Source organism: Shewanella sp. 6_MG-2023, assembly GCF_030547195.1.
Taxonomy (GTDB): domain Bacteria; phylum Pseudomonadota; class Gammaproteobacteria; order Enterobacterales; family Shewanellaceae; genus Shewanella.
In genome coordinates, this window is the sequence record NZ_JAUOQU010000015.1 from 35889 (window position 1) to 55835 (window position 19947).

The window sequence follows — 19947 nt, forward strand, 5'->3', positions numbered from 1 at the left end:
GGATTTACCTTTGTTATTTACCGATTTTTCTTTAGATAAACGCTTACTAGACAGTCTAAAGCATATGGGCATTTCTGAGCCAACAGAAATTCAGCAGCAAGCCCTGCCAATTGCCCTAGCGGGTAAAGATTTAATGGCATCATCTAAAACCGGTTCAGGTAAAACCCTGGCGTTTTTATTACCTGCTTTGCAGCGGGTAATATCGACTAGGGCCCTCTCTAAAAAAGACCCTCGCGTTCTGATTTTATTGCCAACCCGTGAACTTGCTCAGCAAGTCTATGGTCAATTACGTTTACTGGTTGCCAATACCCAATATAAAGCCATTAGTATTTTAGGTGGCGAGAACTTTAACGATCAAGCAAAATCGCTATCTCGTGACCCACACTTTATTGTGGCAACACCTGGGCGTATTGCCGATCATCTTCAACAGCGCCACTTATACCTAAATGGCTTAGAGTTACTGGTACTTGATGAAGCCGATCGCATGTTAGATCTTGGTTTTGCGCCACAACTTAAAGCCATTAATGACGCTGCAGATCATAAGCGCAGACAAACCTTGATGTTTTCAGCGACATTAGATCACGATGACATCAATGATATCGCCGCAACATTATTAAAGACCCCTAGCCATGTGGCTATTGGCGCATCGCATGCAGAGCATAAAGATATTGTTCAGCGCATCTTTTTAGTTGACCACCTTGATCACAAACAAGCCCTGCTGCAGCATATTTTAAAACATGAGCAACACAAGCAAGTGATCATTTTTACTGCAACTCGCTCAGACACTGACAGACTCGCCAAACTATTGTCTGCTGAAGGGCTAGAAACCGCTGCGCTCAGTGGTGACTTAAGTCAGTCAGCACGTAATCAAATTATGGACAAATTCAGCCGTGGCCAACAAAAGATTTTAGTCACCACAGATGTTGCTTCTCGCGGGTTAGACTTATTAAATGTGTCATTAGTAATTAACTTTGACATGCCAAAGTTTGCAGAAGAATATGTTCACCGTATTGGCCGTACTGGCCGCGCAGGCGCTAAAGGCGATGCTATTTCATTAGTAGGCCCGAAAGACTGGGATAGCTTTAAGAAAGTACAGGTGTTCTTACGTAAGAACTTTGACTTCTCAACTATCGCAGGCCTTGAAGCTAAATTTAAAGGCTTAAGAGACAATCCTAAGGCATCAAGCGCCAATGCAAAATCAGCTGATGCCAATACAGGTAATGCCAAGCGTGTCGCTAGCAAGAAGCCAAAAGTGGCGCCTAAACGCGACAAGCGCTTTGCCACCGGCATTGATATTGGTGACGCACCAATGCGCCGTAAAGCAAAACCAGCAAAAATTATCGAAACTGATGATTCAATTGTCAGTGACGAAGAATAACCGTAATTTTGACAGCATGAACATATTTGAGCACAGCTCAACAACATGCCAAATAAACTCGCTCTAAGTAAGGTATAACATGAAGATTTGTGGTGTAGAATTAAAAGGTGGCGAAGCCATCATCAGCTTATTAAATTATGAGAAAGAGTCATTCAACGTACCGGAATGTCGTCAAATCTCGTTCAGCATTTCAAAATCTGTTGAAACAGAATCAATTCGTGAATTTCATTTTGCTTTCCATAAATTAATGGAAGATTACAAAGTTGATGAAATCGTGATTATTGAACGTGAACAAAAAGGCAAGTTCTCCGGCTCTGCTACTAGCTTTAAACTTGAAGCAGCAATTCAAATTACTGAATTACCAGTAGCGATTATTAGCCCAGTGACTATCAAAGAAGAGCTAAAGCGTAATCCGCCACAAGCCGATCTTGATACCCTTGAGCTTAAACGTGTGCAATTACCTGCTTTTGAAGCCGCATACGCTCAGCAAAACCGCCACATGTATGGCAAAATCTAACTCAGTTTGAATTAGATTTTCTTGTGAGTAAGCTGCTTTATGGCCTGTTTGTGGGTAAAAGCAGCTTACTGATAAGCTTAAAGTAAGCAATAAATATCCCTATGAATTCAAGAAAATCCGCCTCATTTTCCACTCCTGTTACATCAAAAAAAGTCAGACCAAGTGCGCCGCCGAAAATGACGGTAAAAGCGGTTAATCAAGCTACAGCGACTAAACTGGCGGCTAAGCAAGCCCTAGCAAGCCTGGTAACCAGTGATGAGGTAAAGGCCAAAAAACAGCAAACAGCCCAGCTTAAATACATTGCCGGTTATTCAGCCCAAACCATCGAACAGGTAAAAGGCTATATTGCCAATGACAGCTTAGCTGCCGTGCTATTAAAGCGTTACCCAAGTGTGCACGATATACGCACTGATAAAGCGCTTTATGACTACACCATGGTGTTTAAACAGCAATTCTTAAAACAGTCTGCGCCGCTTTCTAAAGTGGTTTTTGACGACAAAATCACCCTCAGTCATCAAGCCTTAGGCCTACATACCTACGCCAATCGCGTACAAGGCAGTAAGGTCAAAGCTAAGAATGAAATTCGAATTTCATCACGACTACGCCATGTGCCTGAGCCATTACTGAGAATGGTGGTGGTGCACGAATTAGCCCACCTTAAAGAAAAAGATCACAACAAAGCTTTTTATCAACTGTGCGAATATATGACCAGCGATTACCACCAGCTGGAATTCGACTTACGCTTATTACTGACCTGTATTGAGCTAGGAAAAGCCCCTTATTAAGCTTAAGATATTCATAAACCTATTTTCTTAGGAGGGTATTAATGTATGTAGCAAGCTTTAGGGGCGACAATCGTCGCACTCGAAAATACAAAACCGAAAAAGCAGCCATGAAAGCCATTCGTAATTGGCTTAAGGATAATCAACTTAAAGGGTTTTCGGTGGGTTTGATGGGACCCGATCTGGCGCCATGCGAATTTAATGATTGGGAGTTAATCCCATTTGAAGAACCCAAATCGGTATCTTTTTATTCATCTCAAAAATGGTTAAGCCTGCGTCTAAACGCTTTTGAAAAGTACGGCTCAGTTTGTCAGTGCTGCGGCACTAGCCCACAACATGGCGCAGTCATGCACGTTGACCACATCAAACCTCGCTCCAAATATCCTGAACTTGCGCTCGATATCGATAACCTACAAGTGTTATGCGATCAATGTAACCTTGGTAAATCAAATCACTCAGAAACCAAATGGCGCAAATAAAAAACCACTTTCAAACGAATTAAAAGTGGTTTTAATTTAACGATAAAAAGATTAAATGGGTTAACCTAAATCCATCATCATTTGTTTGGTTTTCACCAGTTGCTTAAAGGCGTTCATTTGCTTTTTAGGCAATACCGAGGCTTCAATGATACTCACCTTCATTGGGTTAACTGGGCGACCATTAACATGAAACTCATAATGTAAATGTGGTCCCGTCACCCGACCTGTGCTGCCTGATAAGCCAATCACCTGCCCGCGTTTAACCCGCTGGCCTTTTCTGACCAAGAACTTCGACATATGCAAATAGCGGGTTCTAACATTATTGTCGTGTTCAATCACAATATACTTGCCTGCAAAGCGATGATTAGTGACCATTGACACCACACCATCCCCTGGCGCTACCACTCTGGTGCCAGTAGGAGTGGCAAAGTCAGTACCGTTATGTGGCGAGGTTCTGCCAGTAACAGGGTGCTTACGGGTCGGATTGAAATGTGAAGATAAGCGATACTGCCTTTCCAGCGGTATTCGCTGAAAGGCACTGGCTAGACCTTGGCCTTTGTCATCATAAAAATTACCATCCACATTTTGAAAGGCGCTAATATTTCTACCTCTGGTTTCAATACGCACTGCTTCTAATTTACTGGCTCCGGTGGATACGCCTTCAATAAATTGATCATTCATTAATACTGAAAATTGATCACCTGCACGCAAATCACGGGAGAAATTTAGCTTGCTTGAAAGTAGCGTTTCTATGGTTTGAATTTGCGCTGCAGTTAAACCTGAGCGCTGGGCCGATAAATAAAATGAGCCATTGATATCCCCACTAATAATACGGTTTTGCCAAATGCCTTCTATATTGACCTCATTAACCTCGTAACTGCCATCGTCAAAACGGCTAAATACCACTTGGTAAGCTGGATTAAAATACAACTCTAGTTTGGTTAGGTTTTGCTGTTCGTCTTGCCAAAATCGAATACGATTACCCGGCGATAATGTATCTAATGCCAGTACATTTAAATCAGCTTCAAGCACTTTGTACATGGTCTGTTGACCAATACCAGCTATTTCAAATAACTGACTTAAGGTGTCACCTTGCTCAATAATACGTTCAAATGTCGGCGCAACCGGCTCACTAATCTCAACCGGAGTATGATTGGCTACCTGTGGGATCAAGGCTTCGATATCAAGGGCAACAGGGATCCGCTGCGAGGCAAATTCTTGCGGGGTTGGCCACAGTAATGCCGCCGCGACAATAAACACGCTTGCTAGCAATAATTTTCGATGTAATGTGGGTAAGTTTTGCGCTTTACCAACCAGCGTTTGTAGCTTATCCATTTGAGCTGAAAGCAATCTCGTGTCCGCCCTACTGCACGTATTAATATACGTATAAAAGAATGTATACTTAAGCACTAGTTTAATGAGTGCTTAAGTACTATATACCAAGGGGGAGTTATATCAAAAAAGACTGCAAATACAAATATAAAAACTCACCACGCCTGCATAACTTTGAACTAGGCAATTGAAAGTAACTGAGATGGGAAAAGACTGTTATCAGTCATGATGTTTTTAATTTACATCTATTACTCGCTTAATTAACCTAAAAGCGCTGCAACAATGGCAGCTTTTTACTCAGCATGGTTGATTTATCATTAGAATTTATTGACCTAAAAATAACCCTACCCCAAAGCAAATAATGAGGCTGCATTAACCTCAAGTGACGGTTTAGTTGTTAGCCTAGCCGCGAGTCTGAGCGATAAGCTTTAGAGACAAACTTAAGCCAATTCGACATCGCTATTAACTTTATATTCACTCTGCAACTTACTGACTCCAAGTCCATTCATTTTATGCACTTTAATTTGCACCCCAATGCGCTCTTTCATCGCTTCAATGTGGCTGATCACACCAATCATTTTGCCTGAAGCATTAAGGTTATCTAGCGCATCAAGGGCGGTATCTAAGGTTTGACTGTCTAAGGTGCCAAAGCCCTCATCCAAAAATAACGAGTCGATACTGGTTTTATGACTGACTAAATCCGATAACGCTAACGCTAATGCCAAACTGACTAAAAAGCTTTCACCACCTGATAAGGTGCGAGTATCTCGAATTGCATCGCCTTGCCAGGTATCCAATACTTGCAGCTCTAGATCTACCGATTGTTTGCGCTCAAGCAAATAGCGTCCTTGAAGCCTATCCAGCTGCCGATTAGCCAAAGTAACCAGATGATCTAATGTCAGCCCTTGGGCAAACTTTCTGAATTTATCGCCTTTTTGCGAACCGATGAGTGAGTGTAAATAGGCGATATCATCATAAGCTTGTTTGGCTTGGTTAAGCTCTAACAGCATTTGCTGCTGACTTAGGCGCTTTTGTTTATCGTCATCCAGTAAATGGTTCACTTGCCATAAGGTTTGTTTTATCTCACCTAACTGGGTCTCGACTTGTTGATGCTGCAAACTGACCTGTGCTAAATAGCCTTGTGCAGATTCTTGCTCTGACTTTAGCTCTGAATCTAGATCAGCCCCTTGAAGTAAGACTTTGTCTGAGCCTTGTTGCTGCTTTTCAGTCGTTAGCTGCTCATAACCAAATTGCTCTGCTTGGGTCATTAACGCTGTTAATTGCTGCTTGGCTTGTTCTACCAAGGTGCGCGCTTTTAACTGCTGCTCATTAAGTTGCTGCTGCAAGTTAATTAACTGCTCACGCTCAGCCTGAGGAATAATGGCTTGCTCAAATTCCGCTTGGCTGGCAAATGGGCTTTGGCTTAATTGCTGCTGCCACTGCTCGGTTGCCGCGGTTAACTCAGTCAATGCCACTGCAATTTGTTTATTAACGGCTTCAATATGCGCCTTAACATTATCTTGCTGCTGCTGATATTGATTCAATTGGCTTTGTAGCGCTGTTAACTGGCTTTCTGCTTGCTCAAGCATGGCTTGGCTAGCCTGCTTTTCAGTTAATGTTTGCTTATCGGCAAATAGCTGCTGCCTTTGGCTCGTCAACTTGGCTAACTCAGCTGCAACTTCAGTTAATTGCGCTTGCTGCGACTGTGATTGCTGCAACGCCTCTTCTAGTTGACTCGCCTGGGTTTGCTGTTGCTGCTGCAATAATTGTAATTGCTGCTGTGCTTCAAGTTGCTGATCGCTTGCTTGCTGCCACTGCATTATTTGTTGTTCAAGGGCGCTTAACCACGCTTTAAACCCAGCCATATCTGGCATAGACTCTGCGGTTTGCGCAATTGAATCGCTTAATTCAGTCACTAGGTTATTAAGGGTTTTATTCACCTCAATAAGCTGCAGCTCAGCGTCCTGTAAGCCATTGTTGCAGCTTGTATGCTCTTGGGCTAATAAGCTTAATTGGTGCTGTTGTTGCTCAGCGGCGTTATTCGCTTGCTGGTACTGATCGTTTTGTTGTTGCAGGTGAGTTTTAGCCTGCCTGATATCGGCTAATCGCTGGGATAAGTTTTGCTGCAACTGCGCCATTTGCGCTACATAATCACTCAGCTGGCTATCATCAATAGCAAATGCAATTCCAAGTTGCTGACAAGTTTGCTGCCAGTCCTGTTGTAATTGCTGACTCTGCGCCGTTAGCTTAGCCACCGCTTGTGAGGCTGACTCATATTGTAACTGCAAGGTTTGCAATGCCAATTTAGCTTGCTCGCCTTGGGTTTTAATCTTATCTAATTGCGCGCTAGTTTGTTGATGGCGCAGCTCTGTTTGCGACAAATCAACCGCTTGATATTCACTCACTAAAGGGTGATCCAACGAGCCACATAAGGCGCATGGCTCACCTTCTACTAACTTAGCCCGATGCTGGGTTAAATCAGCAATATGTTGCTCTTGTTTTAGCAAGCTTGTTAAGTCTTTTAATTGCTGATTTTTATCTGTCCACAAGGCTCGTATTTGGGTTAACTCAGCTTGCTTTAACTCAATATCGTGTTGGGTTTGCGCGTTTTGCTGGCGATGTTGATTAAGATCTAATTGCAATTCACTGTAACGAGTCGACAAGTGTTCAAGCTGACTGCGCTTTGGCTGCTGAGTCACTATGTCATTATATTGCTGCTCAATGAGTGCTTCTTCATCACCGGCTAACAAGGTCTGTAATTGCAGCTGGGCTTGTTGGCGGCTGAGTTGATATTGTCCAAGTAACTGTTGCTCACTGGTTACTTGCGCTGTCAGTGTGCTTTGCTGCTGTTGGAGCTGAATTTGCTGTTGCTGAAAACGGGCAATTTGTTGCGTCAACTTAGTTTGCTGAGTCACTTGCTCGGCGTAGTTAGCATATTGCTGCTGCCACACACCAAGGCGAGTTTGGATCAACTTGCCCTGGGGATATTGGTTGATGACTTGCTGCTGCTGGGCTTGTAATGCCGTAACGGTTTGAATTTGTCCGCCGATGGCCTGCTGCTTTTGCTGTAATTGCTCTAGCAGCTGGGTTTGTTGCTGCTGAGACTGTAACTGCTGAGCATGTTTAAAGCTCACTTGCTCAATTTGATTATCAAGTGGCTGCACCTGAGTATCAATTAGCGTCACTAAATCCGTATGTTGCTGCTTAGCTAAACTAAAGTGCTGAGACTGCAACTGTTGCTCAGTGGCGATTTGACTTAATTGTGCGCTGGCCTGTTCAAGCTCAGTATTGCGCTGCTGTAACTGCTTTTGCAACTGTGCATGGCTGTTTTCAAGTTTGCTCATGCCTTCAAATAACGGAATTAAGCTTTCAGCTGGCTCACTGGCAGCTAACTTAGCTAAACTCGCTTGCTGGGCTTTAAGTTCAGTCTGCGCTAGTTGTAATTGTTGCTCACTGGCAAGATGTCGCTCAGTTGCTTGCTCAAGCTGCTTAGCCCACGTGACTTGCAGCTGCAGTTGCTGCAGTTGTTGCTGGCATAAATCGGCTTGCTCAATTAACTGAGTTTGCTCTATTTGTTTAAGGCTAATACTGTCATCATCTAGTAATTCAACGCTGTTTGATTTAGCTTCAAGCAAGGCAAGCTCCTGCTTTGATTGGCTAAATTTTTGATGTACTTGCTCCGAGATAAGCCCGTATATTTCTGTGCCGGTAAGCTCTTCAAGTAACTCAGCCCGTTCATTAGCTTTGGCATTTAAAAAGGCGGCAAAATGACCTTGGGATAACATCATCGATTTAGTAAATCGCGCGAAATCTAATCCGGTAATGGCTTCGGTTAATTCGGTTTTATGCTTAATTTGGCTGGCAAGAATTTTACCATCTTCAAGTTGCGCTAACTCAACTTGGGCATCTTGTAAATTGCCATCAACTTGACCACGGGAGCGTCGTTGGCTCCAAAAGGCGCGATACGCCTTACCTTTCACTTCAAACTCAACCTCGGCCAGACAATCGCTGGTGCCACGAGTCATGAGCTCATTGGTGGTTTTTGAAATTACCCCTAAGCGCGGGGTCTGATGATACAGCGCTAAGCAGATAGCATCTAAAATGGTTGTTTTACCCGAGCCTGTAGGGCCAATAATGGCAAACAGGCCGTTTTCTTTAAATGGCGACTGGGTAAAATCAATTTTCCACTCATTTTTTAATGAGTTAATATTTTTAAAACGCAGGCTAAGGATTTTCATTATTTTGCCTCCTCAACATGTTGCGCTGTGCCATTAAGCTGCTCATTCATTTCATCAAGGATAATATCAAACTGTTGTTTTACCCGTTCAAGTCGCTGTTGCTGCTCGGGTTCTGAAAAGTCTTCTTGGGCTAAACGGCGCTCAAACACTTCTGTGACGCTTAATTCAGTTAAGGTTTCATTATCCATTTGCTGAATTTGCTGTTGGCGCTGGCTACGAGCACGCTTAAGTTGCAGTACTTCTACAGGTAAGGCGTCGGTCAATTCGGCTATTCGGCTTTGTAAGTCGGTTAAAAAGTCTTGCTCGGCCACTTCGATACTCAGCCAAGTGACTTGATCGCAGCCTTGCTCAACTAAGGTTTCAAGCTGGGATGCGATTTCGGCCAAGCTGCCTTTTACACTTGCCATGGCTTGAAACTTGGGCACTTCAAGGGCACTGACCTCGGCTAATTTAGCCTTATCAAACTCAACCAAATACACACTTTTTTGACTGTTAAGTTCATCAAAACTTAAACTGATTGGCGAGCCGCTATAGCGAATATGCTCTGTTTTGGCGATTTTTTGCGGTCGATGAATGTGGCCTAGTGCAATGTAATCCGCTGCAGGAAACAAGTTGGCATTAAATGCATCAAGGCTACCAATGTAAATGTCTCGCACCGACTCACTGGTGCTGGCACCCACTGTGGTTAAATGCCCTGTGGCAATAATGGGTAATGGCGTAGTTTGCTGGTTATTAATTGCTTGGGCATGAGCAAAACAGCGCTGATATAAATCGGCGATTTCATTAGCTAACTTTCGCTGTTTATCTTCACTGGACTCACCCGACTCACTTAATACTATATCTCTAGGGCGTAAATACGGTAGCGCACATACAATCGCGCAGGGGTGATCATGACTATCAGCCACTAACAACACATGCTCAGCTGCGTTATCAAGTGCACCTGGGATAACCGTGGCATTTAAGCACGCCAGCAACTGCTTTGACTCACCTAAGGTAGCAACAGAGTCGTGATTACCACCAAGAACGATAAGCTTACAATTTGTTGCTTGAATATCGACAATAAATTGATTGTACAAACTGCGGGCATAACTTGGCGGCGTGCCAGTATCAAAAATATCGCCAGCGACAATCAGTGCATCAACCTGATGCTGGCTAATTTGTGCTAACAACCACTGCAAAAATGCCTTGTGCTCAACAGCGCGACTTTTACCGTAAAAGTTTTGACCAAGGTGCCAATCAGATGTGTGAATAATGCGCATGAAAACCTTTTCTGTTCGATGTGTTGTTATTGAAATCTGTCATAAAACGCTTAATTAGTCTGGAGGTATAAGTCACTTACCCGTACTGCGCCCACAATAATTTAAAGCTCATTAAAAATGCCATGGTGATCACCAGCGGTTTAATAATTTTTACCCCTTTGGTCATCACTAAGCGTGAGCCAAAAGTTGCGCCGATAGCTTGCCCGACTAACATAATAAGCCCTAATAAAACCGCCACTTGGCCGCCAATCATAAAAAAGATTAACGATGACACATTAGTAGCAAAGTTAAGCACTTTGGCATGGGCGGTGGCTTTAGCCAGTCCGTAACCTGCCAGTGACACAAAGGCTAAAGCAAAGAAACTGCCGGTTCCGGGTCCAAAAAATCCATCATAAAACCCCACCCCAAGAGCGGCAGTAAAAGCAAACATGGCAGGTGTCAGCACTTGTTGTTTATCTTCTTCTGAGATTTTTTTAGAAAACAAAAAATAACAGCCAATGGCGAGGATAAGAAATGGTAATACCAGTTCTAATACGGTGACATCAATCATTTGTACAATAATGGTGCCCACTGCAGCGCCAATAAACGCGCACACAATGGATAAGCGTGCTTGTTTTAAGTCAACCATGCCTTTGCGAATAAAGTACAAGCTAGCAAAAAAGCTGCCGCCACAAGCTTGCAGCTTATTAGTACCTAAAGCCGCAGCTGGCGGTAAACCCGCCCACATCAATGCAGGAATAGTGAGTAAACCGCCACCACCGGCAATGGCATCAATAAAACCCGCCAATATGGCGACGAAAAATAATATAACAGCAATTTGTAGGGTTAACTCGAACATTAGATAGGTCTATAAATCAAAATAATACGCTATTAGACCTGCTTTAATGGCAAAATTCAAAAGCTATCTGCATTAGATTGTGCCTTAGTTTATCCAAACGTTTACGTCGCTATTTTTAATAACACAGAGCCTGTGAACATTTAATAATTGTTGACAGATATCGGCTAAAAAACGCAAAAAGGTAACCTAAGTTACCTTTTTATTAGTGAGTAAAGTGATTGCGCTTTTTAACTGCGATTAACAGTGCAATTAAAAGCCCCAGAACAAGTTGGTGATTAAAAACAGCACCAACATACTTATGAAGTTAATAATCATACCTGCACGCATCATTTCAGATTGCTTGATATAACCTGAGCCAAAGACAATGGCATTAGGCGGCGTGGCGACAGGCAACATAAAGGCGCAAGAAGCTGCAATACCAATCACCACTGAAATCATCACTGGCGATAAACCTAAGGGCTCAGCAATTGCAGCAAAAACTGGCACCAGCAATGCGGCGCTAGCCGTGTTACTGGCAAACTCAGTTAATAACACCACAAAGGTAATCACTGCAATCATAAATAGCGCCATGTGGGCATCGCCAAAAATATCTGTCACAAAGTGGGCTAAAAACACACTGGTGCCTGTGGCTTTTAACACTGCACTTAACGTGAGGCCACCGCCGAACAGGATAAGTACTCCCCAGTCCGTGGTCGATTCGATTTTTTTCCAGTCCACTAATTTAAGGCTGGCAAGCACAACTACCGCACCTAAAGCAACAATGGTATCAAACTTACTGATCCCACCAAGTGCTTGGGCTAATGGTTTACTGAATATCCAACCACAAACTGTAGCTAAAAATATAATCAGGGTTAATTTTGCACTAACGGTCATTTTTACATTTTCTGTTTTTATCTCACACACAGTCGATAAATCAGGTTTTAAAAATAGATAAAGCGCGATTAACATGCTTGGTAACATAATAGCCACAGTGATTAAACCAAACTCGAGCCAATCACTAAAGCTTAAGCCCACTTGTGCCGCAGCAATGGCATTAGGCGGACTGCCCACTAGGGTACCAATTCCACCAATGTTGGCAGAATACGCGATTCCCAGTAGCACGAACAAATAGGTTTTACGGTACTGTTTAAAATCCAGTTGATGCAAAATACCCAAGGCTAGTGGCAGCATCATTGCGGCTGTTGCCGTATTACTGATCCACATCGACAGCACTGCGGTCACTAAAAACAGTAACATACAAGCAATACTCAACTTACCTTGAGACAGCAGCAACACCTTTTGCGCAATTAAGCGGTCAATGCCCTGATGATTTAGCGCCGCCGCCAACACAAAACCACCAAAGAATAAGAAGATAATCGGGTTAGCAAAATTACTCATGGCGGTGGAAGTATCAAACACCCCCAAAAACACCGCTAATATCGGAATTAAAATGGCGGTAATACTGATATGAATCGCTTCGGTTAACCATAGAATAGCTGCAAAAATAAGTAGCGATAGACCGGTATTGACCCCTTGTTCAAAGGGTAATAAATGATATAGCAAGGCAAACAAGGCAATGTTGCCAAACAAGATGATGAAGTCAGTTTTATTGTTTTTGGTTGTCGTCGACTTTGTTGGGCAGTTTTCCATTAAAGCGTTCTCCCTTATTTTTTAATGACAACAATGTAAACAGAGTAATAGGTAAGATAAAGCATTGTTTTTGGTTGCTTGATTACATAGTCAAGCCTGCGCGGCGTGAGATGAATCCCATTACCAGCCACTGTTGTGACGCGCAACAATAGTAACACTAGATGTATTGTGGTTATTAAGTTTCAAATTGACGGAATTCGCCATTTAGTACTCTCAAACTGAATGTTTATTAGCGTTTAAATAATGTGACATAGATCTAGCTGGCCCAGGATAAACTTGTAATAAGACAAAATTAATTAGCGTTTCGTGATCTGTAATAACCATAAGTGGTTTTAAATGCCGCTTAGAGAAATGATAAAATAGTGATGGGTGATGGGTGATGGGTGACGGGCTATTAATAGTAAAACTAGCTTAGCAAAAAAGATCCTTTAGCAGCAGGAATGCTCAATAGGGGCGTTTAAAAAGTAAAATAAAAACTCAGTAAGGCACATCCGCCTTACTGAGTATTAGTCGTTATGCGATTATACGATGCAATAACGCGAGCTTAGATTTCACCCGTCACAATGCAGTAACCAGTAACGGCCTCTTCACCGTGCACTTGAACCTTGGCATATAACTTATGATCAGCTAGCGGGTAATGATTGTATAAAAGGTAAGTGGGTGTTTCGCTGATGTCCTGGCCATCAACTGCATCGATGCGATAAATATTACTTAAGATCGGCGATTTATAGCCATCAATGTTAACCACAGGTTCATTTGAACGTAAAATATCAATATTAGCCATGGTGATATCATCACCACCAGCAACAGTGCATGATAGATCACTTGCATGCGCCATACCTGTCAGCGCGGCGATGCTCAAAGTTGAAACGAGTAGTGTTTTTTTAAAAGAGCTCATCAGGTGTTACCTCAATATCGTAAGTTATAGCTATTTTAATCAACTTACAGCAATTGAATAAATCCCATATGAAGGATATGACCCTACCACAAGCTAATTTGCATGACTCAAGTGTAGTATAAGAATACTGGCGATGATTCACCCTTCAAATAGGCCGCTTAAATGGGCTTTATAGGGGCGCTGTATTTTTCGAGTTTATCAGCCAAGAAGTGCCGTTCTAGTTAAAGTAACCAACAAGAAAATTATAAAGTCACGCTAAGCTACACATCACTTGTGCCTATTCATTTAGCAAAGGATGATCTTTAACCGACAAGCTATACGAAAAAAAGCGGCTATCTTTTACAAAGCCAATTTTCTCATAGACAGATTGAGCAGGAAAATTCACTTTCGCGGTGCTTAAATCAACCCTTACGGCTTGAATACCGCGAGCCAATTCAATAGAGCATCGGATAAGTAAATTAGCGGCGCCTTGATTTCGATAGTCTGGCTCAACAAATAGATCATTTAACACTAATACTTTACCTAGCTCTGTGGATGAAAAACTTTGATAATTAAGCACGAAACCAATCGCTTTATCCGCTTCAGTGTAAGCCCCAAAAATAAACGCTTCTTGATTATTTAACCGTTCCAGCAAATAGGTAGCATACTCAGTCACGGCTTGCTCAACCCCGTAAAAATGCATATATTGGCTAAACAGAGGCAAAACATCATCAAGTCGTTCAGCAGTAATGCGTTTAATAATCATGGGATCCCTCTTACATTATCCTCGAATCATATAAGCCAATACGGCTTGTACCGGCTTTTGGGGCAAACATCCTTAACATAAGCCTGAAGGGCTATAAATCAAGATAACTACAAGCCAGAGTTTTGATACTCAACTTCATCGAGCCCTAACTGCTCGGCATAACTGCGGTTAGGAACGATACGAAATTCAAATTTCAAAATACTTAAGCAAGCCTCAAAAAAGCCTTCGCCAAGCCACTGCTTATCAAAGCTCATTAAGGCGTTAATCATGGCATCTGCGCCACTGCCTTGTTTAATCGACTCTGGAGAAATCGCATCGACAACACTTGCGACCAAGCCATATAAATCTTTTTCAGCATCGCCTTCTACAGACCACATAGTCGGATCGGCATACTGCGCAGCGTAATGGCTGGCAGCTATATCAGAACCTATACCAAAGTTTACTAAGGTAGCCTTACCGTCTCGGCAAATGATATTTTTAGGACAAATGGCCCCATGGTGAATATCTAAACTGTGCAAGTATTGTAGTGCTGTTAATAGTTGAATAAACCACAACCTGGGTTGACCCACTTGTATTGTGGCCACTTCATCTAGCGCGACTCCTTGTACCCAATCTCTGGCAATGAATAAATCATCCGACTGTGGCAATTGCCCAAATGCCAGCACACGCTCAACATGTGGATGATAAATTTTAGCCAGGCTGCGATACATGTTACTCAGGGTGTGCCATTGGTTATCCACATCTTGATAAACACTGACGCAGCATGGGAAGTTCCCTTGTAAATGCAATGCCCGCCATAGCTGGCTGCGAGGCGTTGCTGAAATAAAGTGATCGAGGCGGTAATGATGATCAACCACCGCGCCCTGCTCGATAACGATTTTGTGCGGTAAAGTGTCACACACACCTAAATCGATAACTGCAGATAAATCACAACGAATCGCGTCAAGGTCAATGGTGCTGCCTTTGGCTGCAGCGCGATACCATTGGTAAATACGTGGTTGTACGGTTTTTTCAGCTAATTCTAAAAAGGCCGTGGCATAAGCTTGTATATCTTCACTGGTATTAAGTGAATCTTTAATATCAATAAATTCAACGTCAGCGTCATCTGAGATAAATATACAATTATCTTCCCAGCCACCTATGGTGTAACCGCGGCGATGGATTTGCTGTAAGCCGGTGACACTGCGGCGCAGAATTTCTAACAGCTGATAAGTGGTTTGCTGTCCAATATCAAAAATATTCAGTGGCACACCACGGGGCATTCTGATGGGCAAGACCACCTGTTCACCATCTTGAATAAGTGGCGCGCAAAAAGGCACGCAGCTACAACCTGAAAGTGACTGAATCCGTTTAAATTCATCACGCAATTTTTGCTCGTGATAATTGGCATCAATACTGTCGTCAAACTCACTGGTCACCAGTATTTTCAGCAGCCATGGCGCGGTCCAGCCACCCGGATTATATTCTGATTGCCAAACTTCCAAGCCTTGCTGCAGGAATAAACATTTGAGCTTAATGAAATCTTGAATTTTGTTGTTACGTTGCTCAACCAGTGCCACCTGGCCTATGGTGTCTAATACCATTTCTTTTTGAGTGTCGGTCACAGGATGAATATGCGGCGCCGTTAAGCCCCACTCTTTGGTTAACGCGGCGATGATTTTTGCAGGGGTATAAATACTCAGTTTACCGGTATCTTTTTCAACCAGAATTTCTTCGCCTTTACGCCCTGTAACAAACACCATGCCCTGACACCAAGGAGCATAAACGCCCACAGGAATTTTGTTCTTTAATTTACCCGCTAATACTCGGGCGACATAATTGGCTTTTGATAAACTATTGTCCACATGACGACCATCCAGTGACCAAGCATGTAAACCAGCGTTTAAGCGACCAATGTAGCCTTTTACGTCAACCACATACACACCAAACTCACCGACAACTAAGGCGTCAACCTCCATTGCTTGGCCAGTATGAGTAGGAATTTCTACATTGGTTAAAAGGAGATAATCTTCAGGAAGTTCGTCAGATAAAAGAGAAAATGCCCAACGTTCGGCATCATTGACTGGGGTACCAAAGCTAATGTGTCTTGCCATTTAAAATGCGACTCCATAAATACTGCGGGATATTAACTTCCCTTAACTGCATATGGCTCCATCCTATAATATAAAGACACAAAAAAACCACCTAATTGGTGGTTTTTGTTTTCAATATTTTAACAGGCTAACTAGTGGGTGTGTGAGCAGTTGTCGTCACATTGATGCTCATCATCAGCAAACTCGTCATCACCTTCTTGATGTTGCATTACGCCCCATCCATCTGTCATGCCGTCAAACTCTTGGGCAAAGGTGTTTAACTCAAGTTCTTTAGCCACCAAGTCATCATAAGTTGGCACCATGTTTAAACAAACAATCAGCTCCCACTTTTCGATTTCTTCGCTAAAGTTAAGCTCTAACTCACCATTTGAGCCCATTGCTGCGAGTGCTTCTAATGCTGATTCTGCATCGCGTTGATCATCAAAAATCAAAAAGAAATCAACATCAAGTGCTACAGTTAAGTCAATACCAGACTCAGCCATTGCGGCTAACATTTTACCATTGTCATCATCAGGGAATTGCATGCTTGTATCCTTATGCTGTGGCAACAATTTGAATTTTATCGCCATTAAATTCAATGACATCACCAACGACACACTTTTTACGCTTACGTGTGTCAACTTCGTTGTTTACTGTGACTAAGCCTTCAGAGATGACATGCTTAGCTGCACCGCCACCATCGACTAAACCTTGTACTTTTAATACTTTATATAACTCAACAAACTCATCGCCACTCAAAAGTGCGAATTGTGCAACTTGGCTGCTCATTCAATTTTGGCCTTTAATCATAAATATGGGTTGCATTATACCTGATCACTGCTTAATACCAACCATCTCGCCGCTAACGAGTTATCAATTAACAAGCTGCTAGCATTTTTAGCGGATCGGGATGAATATAGTTGAAATTAAGCTGTTGGCAAATCAAATTACCATTTATTACTTTACTGGCTAATTGGGTTTGATTAAATTGCGGCGCTGCTAAGCCCAAGTCAGCAGTCGCTGCTTGGTAAAACTCAACGCGAGTAGGATGACTCGGCGCAGTTAAATTGTAATAGCTCGACACATTTTTCCCTGAGCTCGTCGCCGCCAATATGGCCTCTATTGCCTGAATGCAATCATCAAGATGAACCAAATTAACCGCGACATTTGCGCCGCTAACATCGGTTTTACCAGCAAAAAACTTACCCGGATGGCGCTTAGGGCCAATTAAGCCTGCAAAGCGCACGATACAAGCATTATCCATTGCAGCAATTAACGACTCCGCAGCCAATAATATTGCACTTTTATCATCATATGCCGCAGCATCCGCTTCGGTCATTATGCGATTTTTAGCAGGATAAACCCCTGTGGTACTGATAAAAATCACCCGCTGATATTGGCGCGGTGCAATCAAGTTGACCAAGGTTTGAATATGCTCAAGATAATGACTTTCACCTCGGCGCAGGCCCGGCGGAATATTAATGATTAACGCATCGGCTTCAAGTAAGCCATCAAGCTGTGTTGCTTCAATATTTTGCTCACTTAAATCTAGCTTATAAGCATCAATACCCAGTGAGGATAACTGCTCACAACCGGCTTGGGTTCGCTTAGTGCCGCTAACCTGATAACCTTGTTTAACTAATCTTGTCGCTAATGGCAGGCCAAACCAACCACAGCCGATAATTGCAATACAGTTCATGAAAATCCTACGGGTTAAAAAACGCTAAAATTAATCATTAATATGGCAAACATAAAAACATACAGGGGCGTGAACTTCTAGCAAGTTAGCTAGTTTTTTTGATAAATCTTCTAGTTTTACCGTCTCAACAATCGTTACCCCTTCATCAATTAAGCATCTAAAACTGGCCTGAGTACCATGAGCTGAACAACTAACTACATGGGGCTGCTTAGATGCGGTTGATGTCATCATTACCTTGGCGATACTACCATCGGACAATTTAACAATGGAGCCCGGAGGAAAAACGCCTAACGTTTTCACTAGTATGCTAATCAAGGCTTTATCATGTTTATCAGCACGGCTTTTAAATAAGGTGCCTAATGCCAATTGTGCTGAGCCTGTGCTTTCTAACAATACCGTATAGTCATTCGCTAGAATCACGATTTGGGTCAATAAAGGAATGTGATTTTTGGTGAGTTTATTGGGGTAACCACTACCATCGATATACTCATGATGATGTAGCACAATATCCAACATGGCTTTAGGGAATAAACCACTTCTATCTAGCATTTCATAGCCGATATTGGGATGGGTCTTTATATAGTTTCGCTCGTGACTAGTTAAATCAATGCGTTTGCGACGTATGGCATCAGGTATTTTTAATTTGCCAATATCATGAAACACACAGCCTAACGCAAGATCTCGCATTTGCGCAGGGGCTAACTCAAGGCTGTGCCCCATTAAAATGGATAACACAGCAACCGAGATCCCATGCTGAGCCATGTTTATTTCTTTATCAGCACAGTTAACTAATCCAATTTGTGGCTGTTTGGTTTCATGTAAATGGGTTAATAGTAACTCCACGACTGTCACTGCTTCTCGATGTGATACCGGCGGATCACTAATGACTTTACTATATGCGGGGCGAAGATTACTGCAGGCTTTACTGAAGCGAACTCGACTTGTATTTACTGACTTTTTGATTATGGCGTTAATATCAAACGCGGGGGCCACTTCCGCAGCAACCACAGGTTGACTGATAACGGGCTCAACAAATAAATGCTGACCGTCAATCACAGTCACATAGTTAATGCCTAAGCTATTAATCAGTTCAATTTCTGCTTGGGAGCTAATCAGTACTTTATTACGAAAAAACGGATTATTAAACCACGATAACGGCAGTTTTACCGTCATACCGACCACCAGTTGTGATAACGGTATATTGATAGGCTCAGTTTTAGCCACTACTTTAGCCAAGATAAGATCCTTTTTAACCGCCATAGCAGCCGCTGGTATTGGTTTTTATTTCTGTCAGCTACTATGACTTAACATGTTTTACTTATTCACCTTTATCGAGTCGGTTATTTCTGTTGCAATAACTTTATTAGACACGCCTCGATTATGTTTGGCTGACTCGACAATCTTTTGAGTATGCTGCGCGGCTTGTGACTGTTCATCTGGCTCATAAAGTTGAGCATCTTGTTGTTCTTTCGCCATGGCAAGTTCAGCTTCTACTGCCATATAATCGGCTTCATTTTGCCAATCTTTAAAATAATGCTGCAATCGTTTTGATTTTAATAAATAAATAGCTGACCAAAAGATAAATAATGCATCAAGTGCAAAGCTGACTTTGAAAACAAAATGATCGTGAACCAGGCGTTGGCTAAGTAATAAAGCATCAACAATCAGTAGTAGCCATAGAATGTACTTAATCTGATTAAATAGCGGCCTTAATACCTGTGGGCTGCGTTTTCGCTCCGCAATCACTAATCCATAAATAATTACCGCACCAACCCCGCTCGCTAATGCCAGTAAAAAATCGCTTTTTTCAGGATAAAATAGTCTCACGAGCCCAGTGCGATCGTTAAATTGGGTTAACGATGAAATAAAGACACACCAACCACGGGCGAGAAAGATCAGCATTAAATACAAAAATATCGGCGGTTTTATATGGCCCTTGTCATCAAGCCAAGTGATATTGCTAAAATTCACAGGGTATCCAGTTTATTAGGTAAAGGCTTACTTGCTTAGTTCGAAGCTAGGTAAGCCTTAACTTATGCTATTAATAAATTGCCAGTAGCTACTTTTTAAGATTATTTAAA

General features: G+C 42.4%; 16 protein-coding genes and 1 pseudogene. 4 read left to right on the plus strand and 13 right to left on the minus strand.

Features of this window, described 5'->3' with window-relative positions; genetic code table 11:
• Window positions 1–10 precede the first annotated feature (10 nt).
• The 4 genes from Q4533_RS10550 (at window position 11) to Q4533_RS10565 (ending at window position 3156) form a co-directional block, all read left to right on the plus strand.
• Window positions 11–1378, plus strand: coding sequence for a DEAD/DEAH box helicase (locus Q4533_RS10550; RefSeq protein WP_102532118.1), 1368 nt, complete (start codon window positions 11–13; stop codon window positions 1376–1378).
• A 79-nt stretch (window positions 1379–1457) separates the two neighbouring features.
• Window positions 1458–1895: a DUF3010 family protein gene (locus Q4533_RS10555; RefSeq protein WP_102440404.1), complete on the plus strand. Its 438-nt coding sequence runs from the start codon at window positions 1458–1460 to the stop codon at window positions 1893–1895.
• 101 nt (window positions 1896–1996) lie between these two features.
• Window positions 1997–2680, plus strand: coding sequence for a M48 family metallopeptidase (locus Q4533_RS10560; protein WP_368389878.1), 684 nt, complete (start codon window positions 1997–1999; stop codon window positions 2678–2680).
• A gap of 41 nt (window positions 2681–2721) precedes the next feature.
• On the plus strand, window positions 2722–3156 hold the full coding sequence (locus Q4533_RS10565; RefSeq protein ID WP_102440406.1) for an HNH endonuclease: 435 nt from the start codon (window positions 2722–2724) through the stop codon (window positions 3154–3156).
• A 60-nt stretch (window positions 3157–3216) separates the two neighbouring features.
• Here Q4533_RS10565 and Q4533_RS10570 read toward each other — a convergent pair whose 3' ends face one another.
• From Q4533_RS10570 to Q4533_RS10630, 13 genes and pseudogenes are all read right to left on the minus strand, one after another.
• Entirely contained in the window at window positions 3217–4491 is a 1275-nt protein-coding gene (locus Q4533_RS10570) for a peptidoglycan DD-metalloendopeptidase family protein (RefSeq protein WP_303502726.1), read from the minus strand.
• Between the two features lie 437 nt (window positions 4492–4928).
• Window positions 4929–8726 (minus strand): AAA family ATPase, encoded by a 3798-nt coding sequence (locus Q4533_RS10575; RefSeq protein ID WP_303502709.1) that lies wholly within the window; start codon window positions 8724–8726, stop codon window positions 4929–4931.
• Window positions 8726–9985 carry an exonuclease subunit SbcD gene (gene sbcD / locus Q4533_RS10580; RefSeq protein WP_303502710.1) on the minus strand — a complete coding sequence of 420 codons (1260 nt, stop codon included), beginning with the start codon at window positions 9983–9985 and terminating at the stop codon, window positions 8726–8728. The genes Q4533_RS10575 and sbcD overlap by 1 nt, the downstream gene beginning before the upstream one ends.
• Window positions 9986–10061: 76 nt before the next feature.
• On the minus strand, window positions 10062–10823 hold the full coding sequence (locus Q4533_RS10585) for a TSUP family transporter (RefSeq protein ID WP_102440410.1): 762 nt from the start codon (window positions 10821–10823) through the stop codon (window positions 10062–10064).
• A gap of 249 nt (window positions 10824–11072) precedes the next feature.
• A complete protein-coding gene (locus tag Q4533_RS10590) occupies window positions 11073–12452 on the minus strand; it encodes a DASS family sodium-coupled anion symporter (protein ID WP_102440411.1) in 1380 nt (459 codons plus the stop codon).
• Window positions 12453–12996: 544 nt separating this feature from the next.
• The gene (locus Q4533_RS10595) at window positions 12997–13350 is read right to left on the minus strand and encodes a hypothetical protein (protein ID WP_102440412.1); all 354 of its coding nucleotides are present in this window, start codon (window positions 13348–13350) and stop codon (window positions 12997–12999) included.
• Window positions 13351–13627: 277 nt separating this feature from the next.
• A complete protein-coding gene (locus Q4533_RS10600; RefSeq protein WP_102532116.1) occupies window positions 13628–14095 on the minus strand; it encodes an N-acetyltransferase in 468 nt (155 codons plus the stop codon).
• 107 nt (window positions 14096–14202) lie between these two features.
• The gene (locus Q4533_RS10605) at window positions 14203–16188 is read right to left on the minus strand and encodes an NERD domain-containing protein kinase family protein (RefSeq protein WP_102476078.1); all 1986 of its coding nucleotides are present in this window, start codon (window positions 16186–16188) and stop codon (window positions 14203–14205) included.
• A 131-nt stretch (window positions 16189–16319) separates the two neighbouring features.
• Window positions 16320–16712: a ribonuclease E inhibitor RraB gene (locus tag Q4533_RS10610; protein WP_102440415.1), complete on the minus strand. Its 393-nt coding sequence runs from the start codon at window positions 16710–16712 to the stop codon at window positions 16320–16322.
• Between the two features lie 10 nt (window positions 16713–16722).
• Window positions 16723–16956 carry an RNA-binding S4 domain-containing protein gene (locus Q4533_RS10615; protein ID WP_102440416.1) on the minus strand — a complete coding sequence of 78 codons (234 nt, stop codon included), beginning with the start codon at window positions 16954–16956 and terminating at the stop codon, window positions 16723–16725.
• 88 nt (window positions 16957–17044) lie between these two features.
• Entirely contained in the window at window positions 17045–17866 is an 822-nt protein-coding gene (locus Q4533_RS10620; RefSeq protein ID WP_303445933.1) for an SDR family oxidoreductase, read from the minus strand.
• Window positions 17867–17896: 30 nt separating this feature from the next.
• Window positions 17897–19102: an HD-GYP domain-containing protein gene (locus Q4533_RS10625; RefSeq protein ID WP_198589271.1), complete on the minus strand. Its 1206-nt coding sequence runs from the start codon at window positions 19100–19102 to the stop codon at window positions 17897–17899.
• Window positions 19103–19384: 282 nt separating this feature from the next.
• Window positions 19385–19837, minus strand: a pseudogene (locus tag Q4533_RS10630) (DUF2919 domain-containing protein); the annotation flags it as partial.
• Between the last annotated feature and the right edge of the window lie 110 nt (window positions 19838–19947).

Coding starts and splice junctions, on each gene's coding strand:
- Q4533_RS10615 (WP_102440416.1), bottom strand. CDS start 16,956: ATGAGCAGCCAAGTTGCACAATTCGCACTTTTGAGTGGCGATGAGTTT.
- Q4533_RS10570 (WP_303502726.1), bottom strand. CDS start 4,491: ATGGATAAGCTACAAACGCTGGTTGGTAAAGCGCAAAACTTACCCACA.
- Q4533_RS10620 (WP_303445933.1), bottom strand. CDS start 17,866: ATGAACTGTATTGCAATTATCGGCTGTGGTTGGTTTGGCCTGCCATTA.
- Q4533_RS10585 (WP_102440410.1), bottom strand. CDS start 10,823: ATGTTCGAGTTAACCCTACAAATTGCTGTTATATTATTTTTCGTCGCC.
- Q4533_RS10605 (WP_102476078.1), bottom strand. CDS start 16,188: ATGGCAAGACACATTAGCTTTGGTACCCCAGTCAATGATGCCGAACGT.
- Q4533_RS10590 (WP_102440411.1), bottom strand. CDS start 12,452: ATGGAAAACTGCCCAACAAAGTCGACGACAACCAAAAACAATAAAACT.
- Q4533_RS10560 (WP_368389878.1), top strand. CDS start 1,997: ATGAATTCAAGAAAATCCGCCTCATTTTCCACTCCTGTTACATCAAAA.
- Q4533_RS10595 (WP_102440412.1), bottom strand. CDS start 13,350: ATGAGCTCTTTTAAAAAAACACTACTCGTTTCAACTTTGAGCATCGCC.
- Q4533_RS10600 (WP_102532116.1), bottom strand. CDS start 14,095: ATGATTATTAAACGCATTACTGCTGAACGACTTGATGATGTTTTGCCT.
- Q4533_RS10575 (WP_303502709.1), bottom strand. CDS start 8,726: ATGAAAATCCTTAGCCTGCGTTTTAAAAATATTAACTCATTAAAAAAT.
- Q4533_RS10565 (WP_102440406.1), top strand. CDS start 2,722: ATGTATGTAGCAAGCTTTAGGGGCGACAATCGTCGCACTCGAAAATAC.
- Q4533_RS10555 (WP_102440404.1), top strand. CDS start 1,458: ATGAAGATTTGTGGTGTAGAATTAAAAGGTGGCGAAGCCATCATCAGC.
- sbcD (WP_303502710.1), bottom strand. CDS start 9,985: ATGCGCATTATTCACACATCTGATTGGCACCTTGGTCAAAACTTTTAC.
- Q4533_RS10610 (WP_102440415.1), bottom strand. CDS start 16,712: ATGCAATTCCCTGATGATGACAATGGTAAAATGTTAGCCGCAATGGCT.